Here is a 16,408-nt window from a genome sequence, read left to right on the forward strand (position 1 = left end):
TCATGCTCGTTCTTGCCGTCGACACCGCGACCCCAGCCGTGACGGCCGGTCTGGTGGACCTTTCCTCAACTCCGACCCTGCTCGCGAGTCGCGTGACGGTCGATCCGCGCGCTCATGCCGAGGTCCTCACACCGAGCATCCTCGAATGCCTGCACGAAGTCGGGCGCACGCCGACCGACCTGGACGCGATCGTGGTCGGAGTCGGTCCGGGGCCGTTCACTGGACTGCGCGTCGGGATGGCGACAGCAGCCGCGTTCGGTGATGCGCTCGGCATTCCCGTGTACGGCGTCTGCAGCCTCGACGCAATTGCCGTCGAGGTGGGTGCGGCGGCGCAGGATCGGGAACTGCTCGTCGTCACCGATGCTCGGCGCAGGGAAATCTATTGGGCGCGTTACCGTTCGGGTGAGCGGATTGCTGGGCCCGGTGTGTGCAAACCGGCAGATCTGGAGTTCGAATCGGCCAGGCTCATCGCCGGGTCCGCGCAACACGTCGATTACTTCGACCTCCGGGTCGAGCCTGTCGAAAGTCCGTCGCCGCTCGGGTTGGTCGGTGCGGTCGCCGACCTCGTACGGTCCGGAGCTGCGCCGGAACCCCTTGTACCGCTCTATCTTCGACGTCCGGACGCGGTCGAGACCGCCGCACGGGTGGCACGCCCGACGTGACGATCGAATTGGATGTGCTGACCCCGGCCGACGCGGATCGCTGCGCCGAGTTGGAGAAGTTGTTGTTTCCTGGCGACGATCCGTGGAGCGCGGGTGCGTTTCGGGCGGAACTCGCAGCGAAGCACAACAGATACTTCGCGGTACGAACCACGCTCGAATCCGGCGTGACGCTGATGATCGGTTATGCGGGAGTGTCGTTGCTCGGCAATCGTTTCAGTCCAGAATCGGAAGTCCACACGATCGGCGTCGACCCGTCCTTTCAGCGACTCGGCGTCGGGACAATGCTGCTCGATCGGTTGCTGGCCGAGGCCGAAAAACACGGTGGTCCTGTGTTTCTGGAGGTCCGCACCGACAACGAGCCTGCGATCGCGCTGTATCGGAGGTACGGGTTCGACACGGTCGGCACGCGGCGCAACTACTACCAACCCAGTGGGGCAGATGCGTTCACGATGCGTCGTCCCGCAGGCGGGGGAGCACTTTCATGATCGTGATGGGCATCGAAAGTTCCTGTGACGAAACAGGAGTCGGCATCGTCGAATTGCGTGACGACGGCACCTGCGTCCAACTCGCCGACGAGGTCGCCTCCAGCGTCGACCAGCATGCACGTTTCGGTGGTGTCGTTCCCGAGGTTGCGTCACGTGCACACCTCGAGGCGATCGTTCCGACGATGCGCCGCGCACTTGCTTCCGCAGGCGTTGCCAAACCCGACGCGTTGGCCGTCACGATCGGTCCCGGACTGGCCGGTGCGCTACTCGTCGGCGTCGCTGCCGCAAAAGCCTATGCCGCCGCGTGGGACGTGCCGTTCTACGCGCTCAATCACTTGGGCGGCCACGTCGCCGTCGACACCCTCGAACACGGTCCGATGCCACCCTGCGTCGCCCTGTTGGTGTCGGGTGGGCACACCCACCTGCTGCGGGTGTCGGAATTGTCCGCGCCGATCGTCGAACTCGGCAGCACCGTCGACGACGCTGCAGGTGAAGCGTTCGACAAGGTTGCTCGACTCCTCGGTCTCGGTTTTCCCGGCGGTCCCGCGCTCGATGCGGCCGCTCAGGACGGCAATCCGTCCGCGATCGCGTTTCCGCGTGGCATGACCGGACCGCGCGATTCGCGCAACGACTTCTCGTTCTCCGGGCTCAAAACGGCGGTCGCCAGGTATGTGGAAGCACAGGAGCGGGCAGGCACCGCGCTGTCGATACCGGACATCGCGGCGAGCTTCCAGGAGGCCGTTGCCGACGTACTGACCATGAAGGCGGTCCGGGCTGCGAACGATGCAGGAATCGACACCCTGGTCCTCGGTGGGGGTGCCACGGCCAACTCGCGGATCCGGTCGATGGCGGAACAGCGTTGTGCCGATGCGGGTTTGACGTTGCGGATCCCCAAACCACGGTTGTGCACCGACAACGGCGTGATGATCGCCGCATTGGGTGCGCACGTCGTCGCGGGTGGCGCAGGACCGTCGCAGCTGACCGCGGCTACCGATCCTGGCTTGTCGGTGTCGACGAGCCAGGTGTTCGCGTGAGCGTCGAAGCTCGGCTTGCGAGCGCTCTAGCCCGCTGAACCGCTGCCGAGCCGTGGGGCAGGTGGGACCGGCGCGGCACTCGGCGTCGTGGTGACGACCGGCGGATTCGGTTCGCTGTTTTCCCGCGGCGCGTAGGTCTGCGCTTCCGGCTGCGTCGGTGCGGGCACCTGCGAATCGGTGTTCGGTGCTGCCTCTGTGCTCGGCTCCGTGACGCTCGCCGGCGGCGGACCCTCGGGCGGACGTGGTAGCCACTGCTCGATTTCGGGCCACGGAATCAACGGCAGATCGGGCGCGGGACGCAGTGTCGGCGCAGGGGTCCGAGTCGTTGTCGTCGTCGTGGTTGTCGACGATTCTGCGGGACGGCTCGACACCGGCTGTTGTTCGTAGGTGTACCCGCGCTCGGTACCGGTTGCCACCGCTGCGGGTCCTTGCGATTCGTAGGTGGGAAATGTTGCGCCGGTCTCGGTTTCGATCGGTATCGCGATGCTCGAACCAGCCGTCGCCTCTGGCGTGGTGGTCTGGGCATTGCTTGTTCCGGCGGGAGAGACGCCACTGACGTCGTCGGGAGTCGGCGTCAGGGCTTGCACGCCGTAACCGATGATGAGCCCGACGACGACGAACGCGCCGACGAGTGCACCGACAACCTTGGTGAACGTCCCGATAGGTGCGTCCGATCCCATGCTGACGATCGGATAACTCAACGGTCCCGACGAATCGGCAAGAAGCGCTGCGCCTTTGGCGATAACGGCTTCGGGTTCGTCGATCGAGAGGACCGGAATGCCGAGTTTGTCTCCGAGCCCGGTACGGACGATCGGGATGTTCGCACCGCCGCCGACGACCGCGATGATCTCGGGTTGGTGTGCTGCCTCGGCGAATACTCCGCCTGCGAAGGCCGCCGCCTCGTGCAGGAGGATGCCGATAAGTTTCTCGAAGTCGGCGCGGGTCAGCTCGAGTGGCAGACCGTCCACATGGTCGACGGTCACAGCGTCGTTGGTGGACAGATGCTCTTTTGCTGCTCTGGCCCTGGCTGTCAGTGAGGCTCGGCTCGGCCGTTCGCCGTGTGCGTAGTGCTCGGACACCAGGTGGCCCGCGACCAGTTCGTCGATCGCGTTGCCGCTGATATCGGTGCTGCGCTGCGATTCGAGCACGGTGCCGTCGACCTGATCGAGCACCGTGACGGTCAGGCCTGACGCGCCGAGATCGAACACGGCGATCGTCTTGTGCTGGGCGACCTCACCGGTGCTGCGCAGGTAGGTCAACGCTGCGGCCGATTCCGGTACGAGTTGAAGATCGCGTCGGCGAGTACCGACCGCGGACCTGATCGCGTGCGTTTGTTCGCGTGACCGGTAGGCGACGGCGATGCCGCGTGGTGCGACCTTGTCCTGCAGGACCTGCGTCGTCATAAGTTCGATCGAGGATGCGACGAGATCGCCGAGGTCGGTATTGGCCTGGTCGTCGGCGGAGATGACGCGGTATTCGATGGTCTGTGCGCCGTTCGGCGTGGTGGTGAGCAAGGCAGAGCAGACCACTTCGCTGCCGGCTGAAACTCCCAGCGACGTTCGCATTTCTCACCTCCCGCGAAGGTTGGTCATGGTTCGGCGCAAACGCGCCGCAAACAAAGCTCTTGGAACGTTACCCTCCGCACCCGTTATCTGAACGTTACAGAAATGAAGATCACAAAGGAAATCGATGCGGGCGTTTCGGCGCGTTTGATTCCGCTGACGGACGAATAAGCAGAGTCCACCCTTGAGCGCTGGCACTCGCATGTATAGAGTGCTAGGTGACGCTGAGCTTGGTCCCGGCACCCGCGACGACGGGATCACGCGAAGGGTCATCAACGTCAGAAATTCCGAAGGTCCGAGGAACAGCTTCGGGCCGTATACCCACTGAAAGTGGAGGGTTCATCGTGGCGAGCGTGAACATCAAGCCGCTCGAGGACAAGATCCTCGTCCAGGCCAACGAGGCCGAGACGACGACTGCCTCCGGCCTGGTCATCCCCGACACGGCCAAGGAGAAGCCCCAGGAGGGCACGGTCATCGCTGTAGGCGAAGGCCGCGTCTCCGAGAAGGGCGACCGAATCCCGGTCGACGTCAAAGAAGGCGACACCGTCATCTACAGCAAGTACGGCGGCACCGAGATCAAGTACGGCGGTGCCGAATACTTGATTCTTTCGGCGCGTGACGTGCTGGCAGTCGTTACCAAGTAAGCAGCGTTCTTACCCAGAACAAGCTCGCATCCGCCCCGGCGCCGACCCTTCGGAACCGGGGCGGTGTGCGTTCACAATGCCTGATCGAACAACGCCTGATCGAAAACAGGAGTAACGAAGCACAATGTCCAAAATCATCGAGTTCGACGAGAACGCTCGGCGTGCTCTCGAACGGGGTGTCGACCAGCTCGCCGACGCCGTCAAAGTGACCCTCGGGCCGCGCGGTCGCCACGTCGTCCTCGCGAAGTCGTTCGGCGGACCGACGGTCACCAACGACGGCGTCACCATCGCCCGCGAGATCGACCTCTCCGATCCATTCGAAAATCTTGGTGCGCAGCTCGTCAAGAGTGTCGCGACGAAGACCAACGACGTTGCCGGCGACGGCACGACGACCGCGACCGTGCTTGCGCAGGCCCTCGTTCGCGCAGGTCTGAAGAACATCGCAGCCGGCGCGAACCCGATTGCAGTCGGATCGGGCATCGCCAAGGCTGCCGATCAGGTCTCCGAGGCACTCCTTGCCGCGGCAACTCCGGTCGACGGCGAGCTTGCCATTGCCCAGGTAGCGACCGTCTCCTCGCGCGACGAGGAAATCGGCGCCATGGTCGGCAAGGCTCTGACAACGGTCGGCAAGGACGGCGTAGTCACCATCGAGGAGTCGAGCACGGTGTCCACCGAGCTCGTCGTCACCGAGGGCGTGCAGTTCGACAAGGGATTCCTGTCGCCGTACTTCGTCACCGACGTCGACACCCAGCAGGCTGTGCTCGAAGATGCTCTCGTGCTGCTGCACCGCGAGAAGATCAGCTCGCTGCCCGATTTCCTGCCTTTGCTGGAGAAGATCGCGGCCAGCGGCAAGTCGGTCCTCATCATCGCCGAGGACATCGAAGGCGAAGCGCTGTCGACCCTCGTCGTCAACGCGATCCGCAAGACCATCAAGGCCGTGGCCGTGAAGGCACCGTTCTTCGGTGATCGCCGCAAGGCGTTCCTCGACGATCTCGCAGTCGTCACCGGCGGCACGGTCATCACCTCGGACGTCGGAATCGCGCTTCGTGAAGCCGATCTCGACCTCCTCGGGTCGGCACGGCGTGTCGTCGTCAGCAAGGACGACACCGTCCTCGTCGACGGTGGCGGATCAGCCGAGGCGATCGAGTCCCGCGTCGGTCAGTTGCGTCGCGAGATCGAGAACACCGACTCCGAGTGGGACCGGGAGAAGCTCGAAGAGCGTCTTGCGAAGCTCGCGGGCGGTGTCGCGGTCATCAAGGTCGGCGCAGCCACCGAGACCGCACTCAAGGAGCGCAAGTACCGCGTCGAAGACGCTGTCAGCGCGGCCAAGGCCGCTGTCGCTGAAGGCATCGTCCCCGGCGGCGGTTCGGCACTGATTCATGCGGCCAAAGAGCTTGCCACGCTGCAGGATTCGTTGTCGGGCGACGAAGCGCTCGGTGTCGCCGTCGTGCGCAAGGCACTCTCGGCTCCGCTGTTCTGGATCGCGACCAACGCCGGCGCCGAAGGCTCCGTCGTGATCAGCAAGGTCGCAGAGGGGTCGGGCAGCTTCGGCTTCAACGCCGCGACGCTCACCTACGGCGATCTGCTGGCAGACGGCGTTGTCGACCCGGTTCGGGTCACCCGATCCGCCGTCGTCAACGCGGCTTCCGTCGCACGCATGATTCTCACGACAGAGAGTGCGATCGTCGAGAAGCCGGAAGATCACGAAGAAGACGCGGGCCACGGCCACAGCCACGGTCACTGAGCTCGCGCTGGACACACATCGAGCCGCAACCCCTTCAGTTCGGGGGTTGCGGCTCGATCTGTGTCGAAACGGCGGTCAGGCGAGTGCGATCTTCGCGAACGGCGGAGTCGTCGGCTGTGCGGATCCGCCTGCCGGCTCGACCGTGAATGCCAAGGTCGACGCCGACCCGACGTCCGGGACGACTGCGGTGATCGAATCGGTCGCGCGGTCCGGATCCACGATCCCTGCCGACGTCGCATTCCCATCCGTCAGCAGCCACAGCTGATATACCGATTCGGGCGCGGGAGGTCCGACATTGTTCAGCAGCACGATCGCCGCGTTCTCGTCGCGCGAATAGACGACCGTCGCGGCTCCACCGACAGGCAGTGCCACGTTCGCCGACCGCGCATCGCTCGCCGCCAGTACCGATTCCGTCGTCGACGGCGGCTCGGTACCGCGTAGCTGAGTTCCGATGGCGGCTCCGCCGACAACCAGGGCGACGGCAGCGGCCGCGGCTCCGACGGCGTATCGCCACCGCAGCGTGCCTGTGCGACGTGACGCAAGATCTATGGGCGCTGCGAGCGGCACCTGGCCGCGTGGCTCCTCGGCAATCTTCGCCATGATCCGGTCCCGCAGAGCGGGCGGTGGCGTTGCCAGCGTGACGAACGCGACCAACGCGAACATCTCGCGTGCCTGCCGCACCGCACTGGTGAACTCGAACCGACTGTCGGGCTCGGCGTGGATACGTGCAAGTGCTTCGCGCTCGTCGTCGTCGAGAATGCCGAGAGCGACGGCGTTCGCTAGATCGAGGTTTTCCTCGTTCATTCAGATCACTCCCAAACATGCTCTGAGTCTTATCAATCCATCCCGTATGCGGGATTTCACTGTGGGCAGTGCCACGCCTAGCGAAACGGCTGTTTCGCGGTAAGAAAGGCCGCCGTAGTAAGCGAGCGCTACGGCTTCACGTTGAGCGTCGGTCAGTCGGTCCAGGCAATCGAGTACTGCCTGCTGTTCGATGCGCCGCCAGACTTCTTCTGTCACCTGGTCGAACTCGTCGCGGTGGTTGTTGACTTCGTAGGTAACTTCACGATCGCTGTTCGACTGCTCGGTTCGAACTCGATCTATTGCCCGACGTTGGGCAAGCACCATCAGCCATGACACTGCCGATCCCTTCGTCGGGTCGAACTTGTCCGCGGTCCGCCACACCTGAAGGAAAACTTCCTGCGTAGTTTCTTCGGCGAAACCCGAGTCCCGGATGACTCGGAGAACCATGCCGTACACCCGGGAACTCGTTTTGTCGTACAACTCTGCGAACGCTGCGGTGTCACCCTCCGCTGTGCGAGCGAGCAGCCCAGTCAGGTCGGCAGCTTCGGCATCTCTCGCCGACCGGACGATTCCGCTGTCCGTCGGGCAACCCGAATCACTCGAGCCGCGCGAATGCGCACCTCGTCGGCGTTGCTGTCCAGGGGCGGTCGCGAACGACCGGCCACCTTCTTCGAGAAACAACCTTGTTTGCCTTCCTGCTGGGCTCCTCGGGCCCACTGACGATCACACTGGACGGGCGGAGACTACTGCGGCATCAGGACCGAATCGACAAGGTAGACAGTTGCGTTCGCGGTCGAAACGCCTCCGCAGATGACACCTGCCGCATTGACCTTCAGGTCGTTGCCCGAGCCGGTCACGTTCACCGATCCGCCTTCGACCGTCGTGTGTTCGCCTGCGATGTCGCTCGGCGCGATGCGGCCGGGAACAACGTGGTAGGTGAGGATCTTGGTGAGCAAGGCATCGTCGGTCTTCAGTGTTTCGATGGTTGCCGGATCGATTTTGGCGAAGGCGTCGTCGACCGGCGCGAAGACCGTGAACTCACCGCCATTGAGGGTGTCGACCAGGTTGACCTTGGGGTTGAGCTGGCCGGACACGGCAGCGACGAGTGTCTTGAGCAGCGGGTTGTTGGATGCTGCTGTCGCGACCGGATCCTGCGCCATCCCCGACACGGAGCCGGCGCCCGACGGAACGCTCTCCGCGTACGCGGCGCATCCGGGCCCGACGAGATCGGCGGCGGGATCGGCCGCACCACTCGTCGTCGCTGCGCTCGTCATGGCGGCAGCACTGCTCGTCGTTTCCGACGTAGCCGAACTGTCGTCGGAACTACAGGCCGACACCGTCAGCAACGCAGCCGCGGCTGCGACGATCACGGCGGTCCGGGATGTGCTGAGCCTCATAAAGTCCTCCTGAAAAGTATTGCTGTCCTGAGTTATTCGGAGCACCGATGAGGTCGGATCGGTGGATCTTTCGAGGTCGGACGCCCGGGGGTCGTTGGCGGACCTGGCTCAGCTCGTCGGGCCGGATTCGCGTGCCCTCGCGTAGTGCCGCGCAGCACGTGCGCGATTGCCGCAGCCAGGCGAACACCATTCGCGGCGCGGTCGATCCTTGAGGAAGAAGAGCACGCAGCCTGGGCCTGCGCAGGCCCGCAGCTCGGTGCGCAACGGCCCGCCGAACAGTTCGATGGCGTCGGTTGCGATCCCGGAAAGCACTGCTGCAGAATGTGTTCCGTCAGTACGAGGCACGACGTGAAGGTCGGGTCGGAGTTGTAGCTCGCGCCACTGTCGCGTGCTGACCGCACATAAGTTGAGGGTGGCGACCGCCGCATCGTCGGGTTGGTCGCCGCGAACGATGGCCGCTGCGATGGTTCGGATCGCGTCGCGAAGTCGGCGAGCTGTCGCAAGGTCGGCCGTGGTCGGGGTGGTTCGCATCTCGCTCGATGCAACCTCGCCCGATGCAACCTCGCCCAGCCACGCCGCGAGGTGGGCGGTCGTTTGCAAACCGTCTCGTGGTTGCCCGCGCACCGCGTAGGCCGTGTTGGCCAGTTCGATCGGGAGCGGTTCGCCGAGTAGGGGCGCCCCACCTGCAACATCCATACTTCTAATGGTATCGGACGGTTGACACCATTAGAAGCATTGGACTACCGTTTCTAACGGTAGTTGGAGCATTCGGCGTTAGAACAGGGGTCACCGATGAGCAGGTCGGAACACATCGGCGAGCAGACCGTGCAGGCGCGCGTCGGGGTTCGAATCGCAGACTGGGGCTCGGCGCGTACCTCGCCTGTCATCTCACCTGCCGCCGCGGGTTTTCTCTCGGAGCGGTCGTTCGTCGTGTTGGGTGCAGCGGCGAACGAGGGCTCGATGTGGGCGACCATGCTTGCCGGCCGACCGGGATTCGTCGGGGCGACGGGGGAGCGGACCTTGGTGATCGATCGTCTGCCCGAAGCGCCGGATCCGCTTGCTGGGCTGTTCGAGGACGAACGTGACATCGGCATGGTTGCGATCGACCTCGAAACCAGACGGCGCATACGCGTGAACGGCATCGCCGTACGCGAAGAATCGGGTCTGACCGTGCGGACCGAGCAGGTATACGGCAACTGCCCGAAGTACATTCAGGTTCGCGAGTCGACCGAGGTGGCGTCGGGTCGACGACAGGTCCGCCACAGCAGGGTTCTCACCGACGCGCACCGCGCGCAGATCCGCAATGCGGACACGTTCTTCATCGCGACGCGTGCGGACGGCGTAGGCGCAGACGTCTCGCACCGCGGCGGAAACCCTGGATTCGTTACCGCCACCGATGGACAGCGGTTGTCGTGGCCCGACTATTCGGGCAATTTTATGTACATGACGCTCGGGAACCTCGAGCTCGACCCGCGCTGCGGACTTCTCTTCCTCGATTGGGAAAGCGGTGGGGCGCTGCATATTTCAGGACGAGCCGCCGTCGACTGGGATCCTGCACGTGCGGCAGCGACACCTGGAGCGCAGCGCATGATCGATTTCGACGTCGAGCAGGTCGTCGATATCGACGCGGCCGTCGGGCTGCGGTGGACCTTAGGCGACTATTCGCGATTCAACCCGGCGTGATCTCCGCGACGTCACCTGCAGGCTAGCTGCAGAAGACTGTCGACGGCCGCCGACTCGGCCAGGTCGCGAAGGCGCGCATCGTCCATACCGTCGATCAAACCGAGTATGTCGGGCCACAACTCTTCGTCGAGTGCGGCCGCGAGAATGCCCGACAGTGTTTCGTCCGATAGTCGGCGGGCTACCTCGGCGATCGAACTGCGGTCTTCGACGACGAGTGCGATTCGGGCCAGGTTGGCCGCATCGACGACGGACAGCGCCGCAACGACGGCCTCGAGGTCGAGGCAGCCGACGAACCGTCCAATCGCGACGATCTCGCCGCGAGCTACCAGTGCCTCGGCGACGGCGGCGACGACGTCGTGCGGCAATCGATCGATGATGGCTGCGGCGCGTCGGGGATCGAGCTCGACCGATATGGCTGCGAGGAATCGGGGAGACAGCTGCCGTGCCAGGGCGGCTGCACGCCTGTTGTCCAGATGAGGCACCAGTCGTGCGCAGATCAGTGGATCGAAACTGCGTTCCGCGATCCGTGCGGCCATACCGACGGGCAGCAACCTCCCCAGTCGCGCCAGGCGGCGCAACGAGGGGTGCTGGTCGACGGTCAGTACGTCGGTCGCGCTGTCTCGTAGTTCGCGCAGAGTTGTCGCATCCGTCCGCTCGAGGTAGGCGAGGTCCCACTCGTCGCAGCCGAGCAGGCGCGCAAGCTTGGTGATCTCCGCTCGCTTGGCCAGTAGCTCGCTCATCGGACGAGGCCTACGACCGCGCGAAACGGCGCGCGCATCGACAAGGGCAACGAGGTCAAGGCTCGCCTGTTCGCTCGGTTGACCGCCGCGCGTTCGCGTCGCTTGGCGCGGCTGATTCGCTCGGAGAGTTGCCGAAGTTCGGCGTCGGTCAGCGCCTTCAGACCCTCCGGGACCCGGCCGCCGAGTTCGGCACCGAGTTGGTCCATGGCAGGCCGTGCAGCTGCGATTGTCAACTTTGCTCCCGAGTGTCTCTTAGCGGTGGTTCGCCGATCACGCAGAGCCCGCTGCGCTGAAGACCATGCGGCCGACGAGTTCGGCTAGGTCGTTGGGCGTCCAGTCGTCGCCGTTCTTCAGAAGTGTTCGTACGGCGGCCTCGCCGGTCGCGACGAAGATCTCGACCAACACGGGTACCTTCCGCTCGACGTCCTTCGTTCCAGCAGCGGTCAGCGCTGATCTGACGAGCCCGGTTGCTTGGTTGGTGACGAGAGCGCGAGCGCGGCCGATTCGATCGGCCAATACTGGATCGGCGTCCGTCGCAAAGACGATCTTCCACGAATCGCTATGTGCTGCAGCAGTTCCGAGAAGCACATCGAAACCTTGGACGATCAGTTGCTCGGGGTCGTCGAAGTTGGGCTTGTCGGGAAATGCCGAGACGATGCCTTCGAACAACAGTCGTTCCTCGCGGTCGAGGAGTGCGGTCAGCAGGGCTTTGCGGCCGTCGTAGCAGGCGTAGACGACCGGTCGGGTGACTCCGAGCCGATCGGCGATTGCGGCCATCGACACTTCGGCGATGCCGTGTTCGACGGCGATCTCGCGCGCGGCGTCGAGTACCTGAGGTCGGCGCCGCTCTGGGCCGAGGTGTGCCGCACGTGGACTTCGCGCACGGCTAATTCCTACACGCATGAAAGAAAAAACTACCAGGTGTAGGAAAAACTTGAAAGTGGGTGCTAACTTATGGCATCGGTTGCCGACGTTGTCAGCTGTCTTTCGACCGATCAGCCTGACGCTGAAAGAAGGCCAGGGGAGGCTGACGTGCTGCACCAGTACCACTCGTTACTACTCGAACTGATCACGGTCCCGCTGTTCACCGGCGTCATCGGCTACATCACCAACTGGACCGGCGTTCTGATGCTGTTTCGGCCACTCGAGTTCCACGGCATCCGGGTTCCGGGACTGCGGATGGTGTTCCGCTACCTCCCGAAGCGGGTGCAGGTCCTTCCGCTGTTTCGGGAGGACGGCCGAGTCGGCTGGCAGGGCATCATTCCGTCGCGGGCGGACAAGATGGCAAGTCTCGCCGTGGACAAGGGGCTGTCGAAGCTCGGCAACGTGTCCGACTTCTACCGGCAGATGGAACCGGAGAAGCTCGCGGCACACATGACCGTCATCGCGCAGAGCGAGATCCGGGCGATCGTGGAGACGTTGATCGAACGCGAGAATCCGCAGCTGTGGCGCAATCTGCCTTCGCAGGTCAAGGAGGCCGTCCACGCGAGGGTCCGACAGCAGCTACCGGAAATCGTCGAGGAGATGACGGACGCGTTCGGCGACAACATCGATCAATTGCTCGACGTGAAGCTGATGGTCATCAAACATTTCACCGCGAACCCGCAGTTGCTGAACGACCTGTTCATGATCATGGGTAAGCGCGAACTCCGCTTCATGGTCAACTTCGGATTCTATTTCGGATTCCCCATGGGATTCTTGACCGTCGCATTTCTGGAGCTCGTAGCGCGCGAATGGTACGTACTCCCCATCGGCGGAATCATCATCGGCTGGGTCGTCAACTACATCGGCATCTCGATGATCTTCGAGCCCATATTCCCGAAGTGGTACTGCCCGTGGCGTCAAGGGCTGCTGCTCAAGCGCCAACCCGAAATCACCGTCCTCTATGCGGCGATGGTCGCCGAGAAGGTGATGACCCTGGAGAACATCGGACACGAGCTGCTGCACGGTGCCAACGCAGATCGCACGAAAGCGCTGTTGGAGACCACGTTACGGCCGGCTGTCGACAAATCCATGGGTCCCGCGAGGGTCGCCGTGAAGTTCGCGATGGGGTCGTCCAACTACGACCGGCTCAAGGATTCGATGGCGAGCGAGGTCAGCGCCTTCGTCCCGATGATGTACGCCGACGAAGAGTTCGGCATACATCAGGCAGGCAACATCAAGACGTTCATCGCCAAACAGATGTCAGCGATGGGACCCGACGACTTCGTCGAACTACTTCGGTCGGCAATCAAGCAGGACGAATGGTTACTCTTCCTGCACGGCGGGGTGCTCGGGGCGTTCGCCGGACTGCTGCACCTTGCAATTTTCGGGGTGTAGGACAGTTCAGGCGAGCGGCAGCGCGGCAAACGGCGTCGAGGTCGGCTGATCGGATCCACCGCTCGGCTCGATCGTGAACGCAAGGGTCGTCGCGGCACCGATGTCACGGACCACCTGAGTTCTCGTTCCTACCGCCTCGGGCGCTATGACACCGGCCGACTTCGCGTTCGTTCCCTCGACCAGCCACATCTGGTAGGCCGCGTTGGGTGCGGGTTTCTGCAGGTCGTCGAGTAGGACGACGGCCGCATCGTTCTCCTTCGAGTAGACGACGGTTGCGGTGCCACCGACGGTCAACGCGACGCTCGCCGAGTAGGCGTCCGATGCTGCGAGGACGTCATCGGTCGTCGACTGTGTCTGATCCGAGCCGCGCAATTGGTAACCGGCAACCGCACCACCGACGAGCAGGGCGACGGCTGCGGCGGCAGCAACGGCGAACGTGCGCCAGCGCGATGTATCGGTGCGCCGGTGCCGAGCTAGCGGAACGACATTGGTTTCGGGGGATTCCTGGGCGTCTGGGATCTCGGGGACGTGCGCAACGGGGGTGTCGGCCGCGGAATCCGCCGATTGCAGACGCGACTCCCAGCGGGAGGTCGGCGCAGCAGGTGCGTCGTCGGCAGCCACGAGGTCGAGTAGTCGCGATCGTAGGTCGGCAGGGGGAGCGACTGCCGTTGTCGAGCTGATCGATGCCAAAGTCTCGCGGGTTTGCCTGACTGTTGCCTCGAACTCCGAACGCAAGTCCGATGCCGGGCCGCTCAGCAGTTCTGCGACTGCGGCGTGCTCTTCGGTGTCGAGGCTGTCGAGGGCATAGGCGTGCGCAAGGTCGATGAATCTGTCGTCCATCATCCGACCCCCAGACATCCTCTGAGTCGAATCAACCCGTCGCGGATTCGAGATTTGATTGTTGGCACGGCTACCCCGAGGTGAGCTGCCACCTCGCGATACGTACGTCCACCGTAATACGCAAGCGCGACAGATTCACGCTGCATTGTCGTGAGCGTGTCGAGGCACTGCAGGACGGCCTGCTGCTCGATGCGATCGAGCACCGCTTCGGTCACCTGATCGAACTCGTCGGACTGGTTGCGGGTCTCGTAGACGAGTTCGCGGTCCGTACTCGACTGCTCCGATCTGACTCGATCGACCGCGCGTCGGTGCGCGAGCGTCATCAACCACGACAAAGCGGAACCCTTTGCTGGATCGAAGCTGCTTGCCGTTCGCCAGACCTGCAGGTAGACCTCCTGCGTCGTCTCCTCGGAAAAACCCGAGTCCCGTAGAACGCGCAGAGTCATCCCGTAGATGCGCGCGCTCGTCCGGTCGTAGAGCTCGGCGAATGCAGCTTGGTCTTTTGCTGCGGTCCGCACCAGCAGCGTGCCGAGGGCGGCTGCTTCGGCTTCGCGCGCCGAGACAACCTTCCCGAGGTCCGTTGCGCACGCGGCGCCGGAGTTCGATTCCACGCGCTGACCTGGGCGCTGGCTCACAGTGATCCGATCGACATCATCGAGGTCTACGTTAGCGCCCTGGCGGCGGTGCGTTTACAGCAATCGCCGTTCGATCGGTTCCGGAGAGAAAAAAGGTTGACGCGACAGGCGTCAGCCGGCCATCCGGCGCCGGACCCGGCGGGCATGCAGCTCGCGCTCGGTCTCCGACATTCCGCCCCAGATTCCGTACGGCTCGGCGACGTTGAGCGCGTGACTACGGCACTGTGCGAGAACCGGGCACTGCTTGCAGATCTCTTTGGCACGCATTTCACGCTGCGACCGAGCGCGGCCACGTTCGCCGTCCGGATGGAAAAATACCGATGAATCGACTCCGCGGCAGAGTCCGCGCATCTGCCAATCCCAGATGTCTGCGTTCGGGCCGGGTAGGTGCGTCGGCTGTGGCACGTGAACTCCTTGTGTGAGCTCGTCGGAGTCGTCGAGCGTTCGGCGAGACTCGGGTTCGACCCGAGACCATTCGATGCGTCACCGGCCTGATCCACATCGTCGTGGTGGAATCCGGTGACGTTCCGCAAACGTTAGGGCCAGGCGCGAAATTACGTCAATAGTTCTGCGTGGTGGGAATTTCCATATACCGATAGTCGAGAATTAACCTGAAAACGGTTTACATCGGCGCGCTTACGTGGTTGCCGAAGGCCCCTTCGCGATGCCGACCGCCCGCTGCTGCTGCCTCGCTCGACGGCCGTAGGCGATGGGTGAGTTCTCGTATAGGTCCAGCTCAGAGCGGTTTACGACGGCGTGAACGGCGTCGTGAGTCGAGCCGCCGACGGCAACTTCCTGGCTACGTCGGCAATCGTGTTGTGCGCGCTCGGCGTCGTTGCTCGGTCGCGCGAAACCGACAATTCGGTTGCACTTCTGTGCCGCGGAGAGTTTCTGCAACAAACTGTCCGGGTCGAGTTTAACGAGAACGAAACAATTCTCGATGATTGGAAATATTGCGCCGAGCGATCTGCAACCGAGCGGATCGGACCGACCCGCTGCCGCCGGCGCGCAACCGCGCCGGGAACCGTCCCGGTCGGGTCGAACAGTCGGCGCGACCCTGCGCACGCGCCTCGAAATTGGTTTGCAGCCCATTGCTCACCTGTCGTGCGAATGGTGGATAGCTGGGTGAACCGTTCGGGTGAAAGATCGTTTTCATGGGAAATAGCGACCACGAACTTACCGAGGGGGAATTGCGTTGAGCACAAATCGTCAACCTGGAACCGGAATACGAAGAATGGCTGCAGTTGCCGCAATACTGGCAACGGCCGCACTCTTTTCTCCCGCCGTTGCGGCAGCGGAACCGGTAGGAGACGCGGCTCCGATCGGCGACACCGGCAGCGCCGTGATCGATGGCGGCAGCAGCATAATCAACGGTTGCGTGCAGGACGTCGGAAGCTGCTTCGGCAGACTCCTCGACGGCGGCAGCAGCGTCCTCGGCACCGGAAGCGGCATCCTTTCCGGTGGCAGCAGCAGTGGTCCAGGAGCGACGCAGCCGTGCAACCAGTCCACCAAATCGGGCGAAGAGGGCGTCACGACGACGACGCACACGATCGGACGAACCGGGCCGACGTCCTTCGACCTGTCTTGGGATACCGAAGACATTCCGGACGAAATAGTTGTGCTCTACCAGGGTGTGCCGATCGCCAACACGGGATACGTCGGCGGACAGAAGGGCACGCAGTACGGCTCGATCAGAGTCGATGTTCCGGCAGGCAGCGCCTCGTCGGTAGCGGTGCGGGTAACCGGTCCGAGCGGAACAGTGTGGACCTACACGGTCCACTGCCCCGTCTAGTCGGCAATTCCGGCCAGCGAATGCAGGTGAGGCGAAGCGCCGCGGCAGTAGCTGCCGCGGCGTTTCG

The 16,408-nt window shown here is 63.7% G+C and carries 19 protein-coding genes; 8 read left to right on the top strand and 11 right to left on the bottom strand.

Annotated features, from left to right (window positions below):
- The first annotated feature begins 2 nt into the window (after nucleotides 1-2).
- From tsaB to tsaD, 3 genes are read left to right on the top strand one after another with little or no spacing between them, the layout of a single operon-like run.
- Complete coding sequence (tsaB, locus tag ACHIRB_RS16145) at nucleotides 3-662, top strand: tRNA (adenosine(37)-N6)-threonylcarbamoyltransferase complex dimerization subunit type 1 TsaB (protein ID WP_395124123.1); 660 nt, start codon at nucleotides 3-5, stop codon at nucleotides 660-662.
- Nucleotides 659-1,147, top strand: a complete 489-nt coding sequence (rimI, locus tag ACHIRB_RS16150; RefSeq protein WP_395124122.1) for a ribosomal protein S18-alanine N-acetyltransferase — start codon at nucleotides 659-661, stop codon at nucleotides 1,145-1,147. Before tsaB ends, rimI begins: the two co-directional genes overlap by 4 nt.
- Nucleotides 1,144-2,181, top strand: a complete 1,038-nt coding sequence (tsaD, locus tag ACHIRB_RS16155; RefSeq protein ID WP_395124121.1) for a tRNA (adenosine(37)-N6)-threonylcarbamoyltransferase complex transferase subunit TsaD — start codon at nucleotides 1,144-1,146, stop codon at nucleotides 2,179-2,181. The genes rimI and tsaD overlap by 4 nt, the downstream gene beginning before the upstream one ends.
- 26 nt (nucleotides 2,182-2,207) lie before the next feature.
- On the opposite strand, the gene ACHIRB_RS16160 is transcribed toward tsaD, so the two are convergent.
- The gene (locus ACHIRB_RS16160) at nucleotides 2,208-3,746 is read right to left on the bottom strand and encodes an Hsp70 family protein (protein ID WP_395124120.1); all 1,539 of its coding nucleotides are present in this window, start codon (nucleotides 3,744-3,746) and stop codon (nucleotides 2,208-2,210) included.
- A gap of 341 nt (nucleotides 3,747-4,087) precedes the next feature.
- Between ACHIRB_RS16160 and groES the strand changes: the two genes are divergently transcribed.
- Together groES and groL are read left to right on the top strand one after the other, a co-directional pair.
- Nucleotides 4,088-4,387: a co-chaperone GroES gene (groES, locus tag ACHIRB_RS16165; protein ID WP_199703222.1), complete on the top strand. Its 300-nt coding sequence runs from the start codon at nucleotides 4,088-4,090 to the stop codon at nucleotides 4,385-4,387.
- A gap of 124 nt (nucleotides 4,388-4,511) precedes the next feature.
- On the top strand, nucleotides 4,512-6,131 hold the full coding sequence (gene groL, locus ACHIRB_RS16170) for a chaperonin GroEL (RefSeq protein WP_199703221.1): 1,620 nt from the start codon (nucleotides 4,512-4,514) through the stop codon (nucleotides 6,129-6,131).
- A 75-nt stretch (nucleotides 6,132-6,206) separates the two neighbouring features.
- Here groL and ACHIRB_RS16175 read toward each other — a convergent pair whose 3' ends face one another.
- The 4 genes from ACHIRB_RS16175 to ACHIRB_RS16190 all read right to left on the bottom strand — a co-directional run bounded on the left by ACHIRB_RS16175 (nucleotide 6,207) and on the right by ACHIRB_RS16190 (nucleotide 9,028).
- Nucleotides 6,207-6,935, bottom strand: a complete 729-nt coding sequence (locus tag ACHIRB_RS16175; RefSeq protein WP_199703220.1) for an anti-sigma factor — start codon at nucleotides 6,933-6,935, stop codon at nucleotides 6,207-6,209.
- Nucleotides 6,936-7,505 (bottom strand): ECF RNA polymerase sigma factor SigK, encoded by a 570-nt coding sequence (sigK, locus tag ACHIRB_RS16180; RefSeq protein ID WP_199703614.1) that lies wholly within the window; start codon nucleotides 7,503-7,505, stop codon nucleotides 6,936-6,938.
- Nucleotides 7,506-7,678: 173 nt separating this feature from the next.
- Entirely contained in the window at nucleotides 7,679-8,332 is a 654-nt protein-coding gene (locus ACHIRB_RS16185; RefSeq protein ID WP_199703219.1) for a fasciclin domain-containing protein, read from the bottom strand.
- Between the two features lie 108 nt (nucleotides 8,333-8,440).
- On the bottom strand, nucleotides 8,441-9,028 hold the full coding sequence (locus ACHIRB_RS16190) for a CGNR zinc finger domain-containing protein (protein ID WP_395124119.1): 588 nt from the start codon (nucleotides 9,026-9,028) through the stop codon (nucleotides 8,441-8,443).
- Nucleotides 9,029-9,124: 96 nt separating this feature from the next.
- On the opposite strand from ACHIRB_RS16190, the gene ACHIRB_RS16195 reads away from it, so the two are divergent.
- Nucleotides 9,125-10,015: a pyridoxamine 5'-phosphate oxidase family protein gene (locus ACHIRB_RS16195; RefSeq protein WP_395124118.1), complete on the top strand. Its 891-nt coding sequence runs from the start codon at nucleotides 9,125-9,127 to the stop codon at nucleotides 10,013-10,015.
- A gap of 11 nt (nucleotides 10,016-10,026) precedes the next feature.
- On the opposite strand, the gene ACHIRB_RS16200 is transcribed toward ACHIRB_RS16195, so the two are convergent.
- Genes ACHIRB_RS16200 through ACHIRB_RS16210 form a run of 3 tightly spaced genes read right to left on the bottom strand, consistent with a single transcriptional unit; the run spans nucleotide 10,027 to nucleotide 11,658 of the window.
- Entirely contained in the window at nucleotides 10,027-10,755 is a 729-nt protein-coding gene (locus ACHIRB_RS16200; RefSeq protein WP_395124117.1) for a hypothetical protein, read from the bottom strand.
- Nucleotides 10,752-10,988 carry a hypothetical protein gene (locus ACHIRB_RS16205; RefSeq protein WP_395114125.1) on the bottom strand — a complete coding sequence of 79 codons (237 nt, stop codon included), beginning with the start codon at nucleotides 10,986-10,988 and terminating at the stop codon, nucleotides 10,752-10,754. The genes ACHIRB_RS16200 and ACHIRB_RS16205 overlap by 4 nt, the downstream gene beginning before the upstream one ends.
- 37 nt (nucleotides 10,989-11,025) lie before the next feature.
- A complete protein-coding gene (locus ACHIRB_RS16210) occupies nucleotides 11,026-11,658 on the bottom strand; it encodes a TetR/AcrR family transcriptional regulator (protein WP_395114126.1) in 633 nt (210 codons plus the stop codon).
- A gap of 129 nt (nucleotides 11,659-11,787) precedes the next feature.
- Between ACHIRB_RS16210 and ACHIRB_RS16215 the strand changes: the two genes are divergently transcribed.
- Nucleotides 11,788-13,074, top strand: a complete 1,287-nt coding sequence (locus ACHIRB_RS16215; protein ID WP_395124116.1) for a DUF445 domain-containing protein — start codon at nucleotides 11,788-11,790, stop codon at nucleotides 13,072-13,074.
- 6 nt (nucleotides 13,075-13,080) lie between these two features.
- Here the strand turns inward: ACHIRB_RS16215 and ACHIRB_RS16220 are convergent, their stop codons facing one another.
- The 3 genes from ACHIRB_RS16220 to ACHIRB_RS16230 all read right to left on the bottom strand — a co-directional run bounded on the left by ACHIRB_RS16220 (nucleotide 13,081) and on the right by ACHIRB_RS16230 (nucleotide 14,954).
- Nucleotides 13,081-13,917, bottom strand: coding sequence for an anti-sigma factor (locus ACHIRB_RS16220; protein WP_395124115.1), 837 nt, complete (start codon nucleotides 13,915-13,917; stop codon nucleotides 13,081-13,083).
- Entirely contained in the window at nucleotides 13,914-14,525 is a 612-nt protein-coding gene (locus ACHIRB_RS16225; RefSeq protein WP_199703212.1) for a sigma-70 family RNA polymerase sigma factor, read from the bottom strand. The genes ACHIRB_RS16220 and ACHIRB_RS16225 overlap by 4 nt, the downstream gene beginning before the upstream one ends.
- A gap of 135 nt (nucleotides 14,526-14,660) precedes the next feature.
- Nucleotides 14,661-14,954, bottom strand: coding sequence for a WhiB family transcriptional regulator (locus ACHIRB_RS16230; RefSeq protein ID WP_199703211.1), 294 nt, complete (start codon nucleotides 14,952-14,954; stop codon nucleotides 14,661-14,663).
- 829 nt (nucleotides 14,955-15,783) lie between these two features.
- On the opposite strand from ACHIRB_RS16230, the gene ACHIRB_RS16235 reads away from it, so the two are divergent.
- Nucleotides 15,784-16,341, top strand: coding sequence for a hypothetical protein (locus tag ACHIRB_RS16235; protein WP_395114129.1), 558 nt, complete (start codon nucleotides 15,784-15,786; stop codon nucleotides 16,339-16,341).
- Nucleotides 16,342-16,408 lie beyond the last annotated feature (67 nt).

This window comes from Antrihabitans spumae (genome assembly GCF_043944905.1).
Classification (GTDB): Bacteria; Actinomycetota; Actinomycetes; order Mycobacteriales; family Mycobacteriaceae; genus Antrihabitans; species Antrihabitans spumae.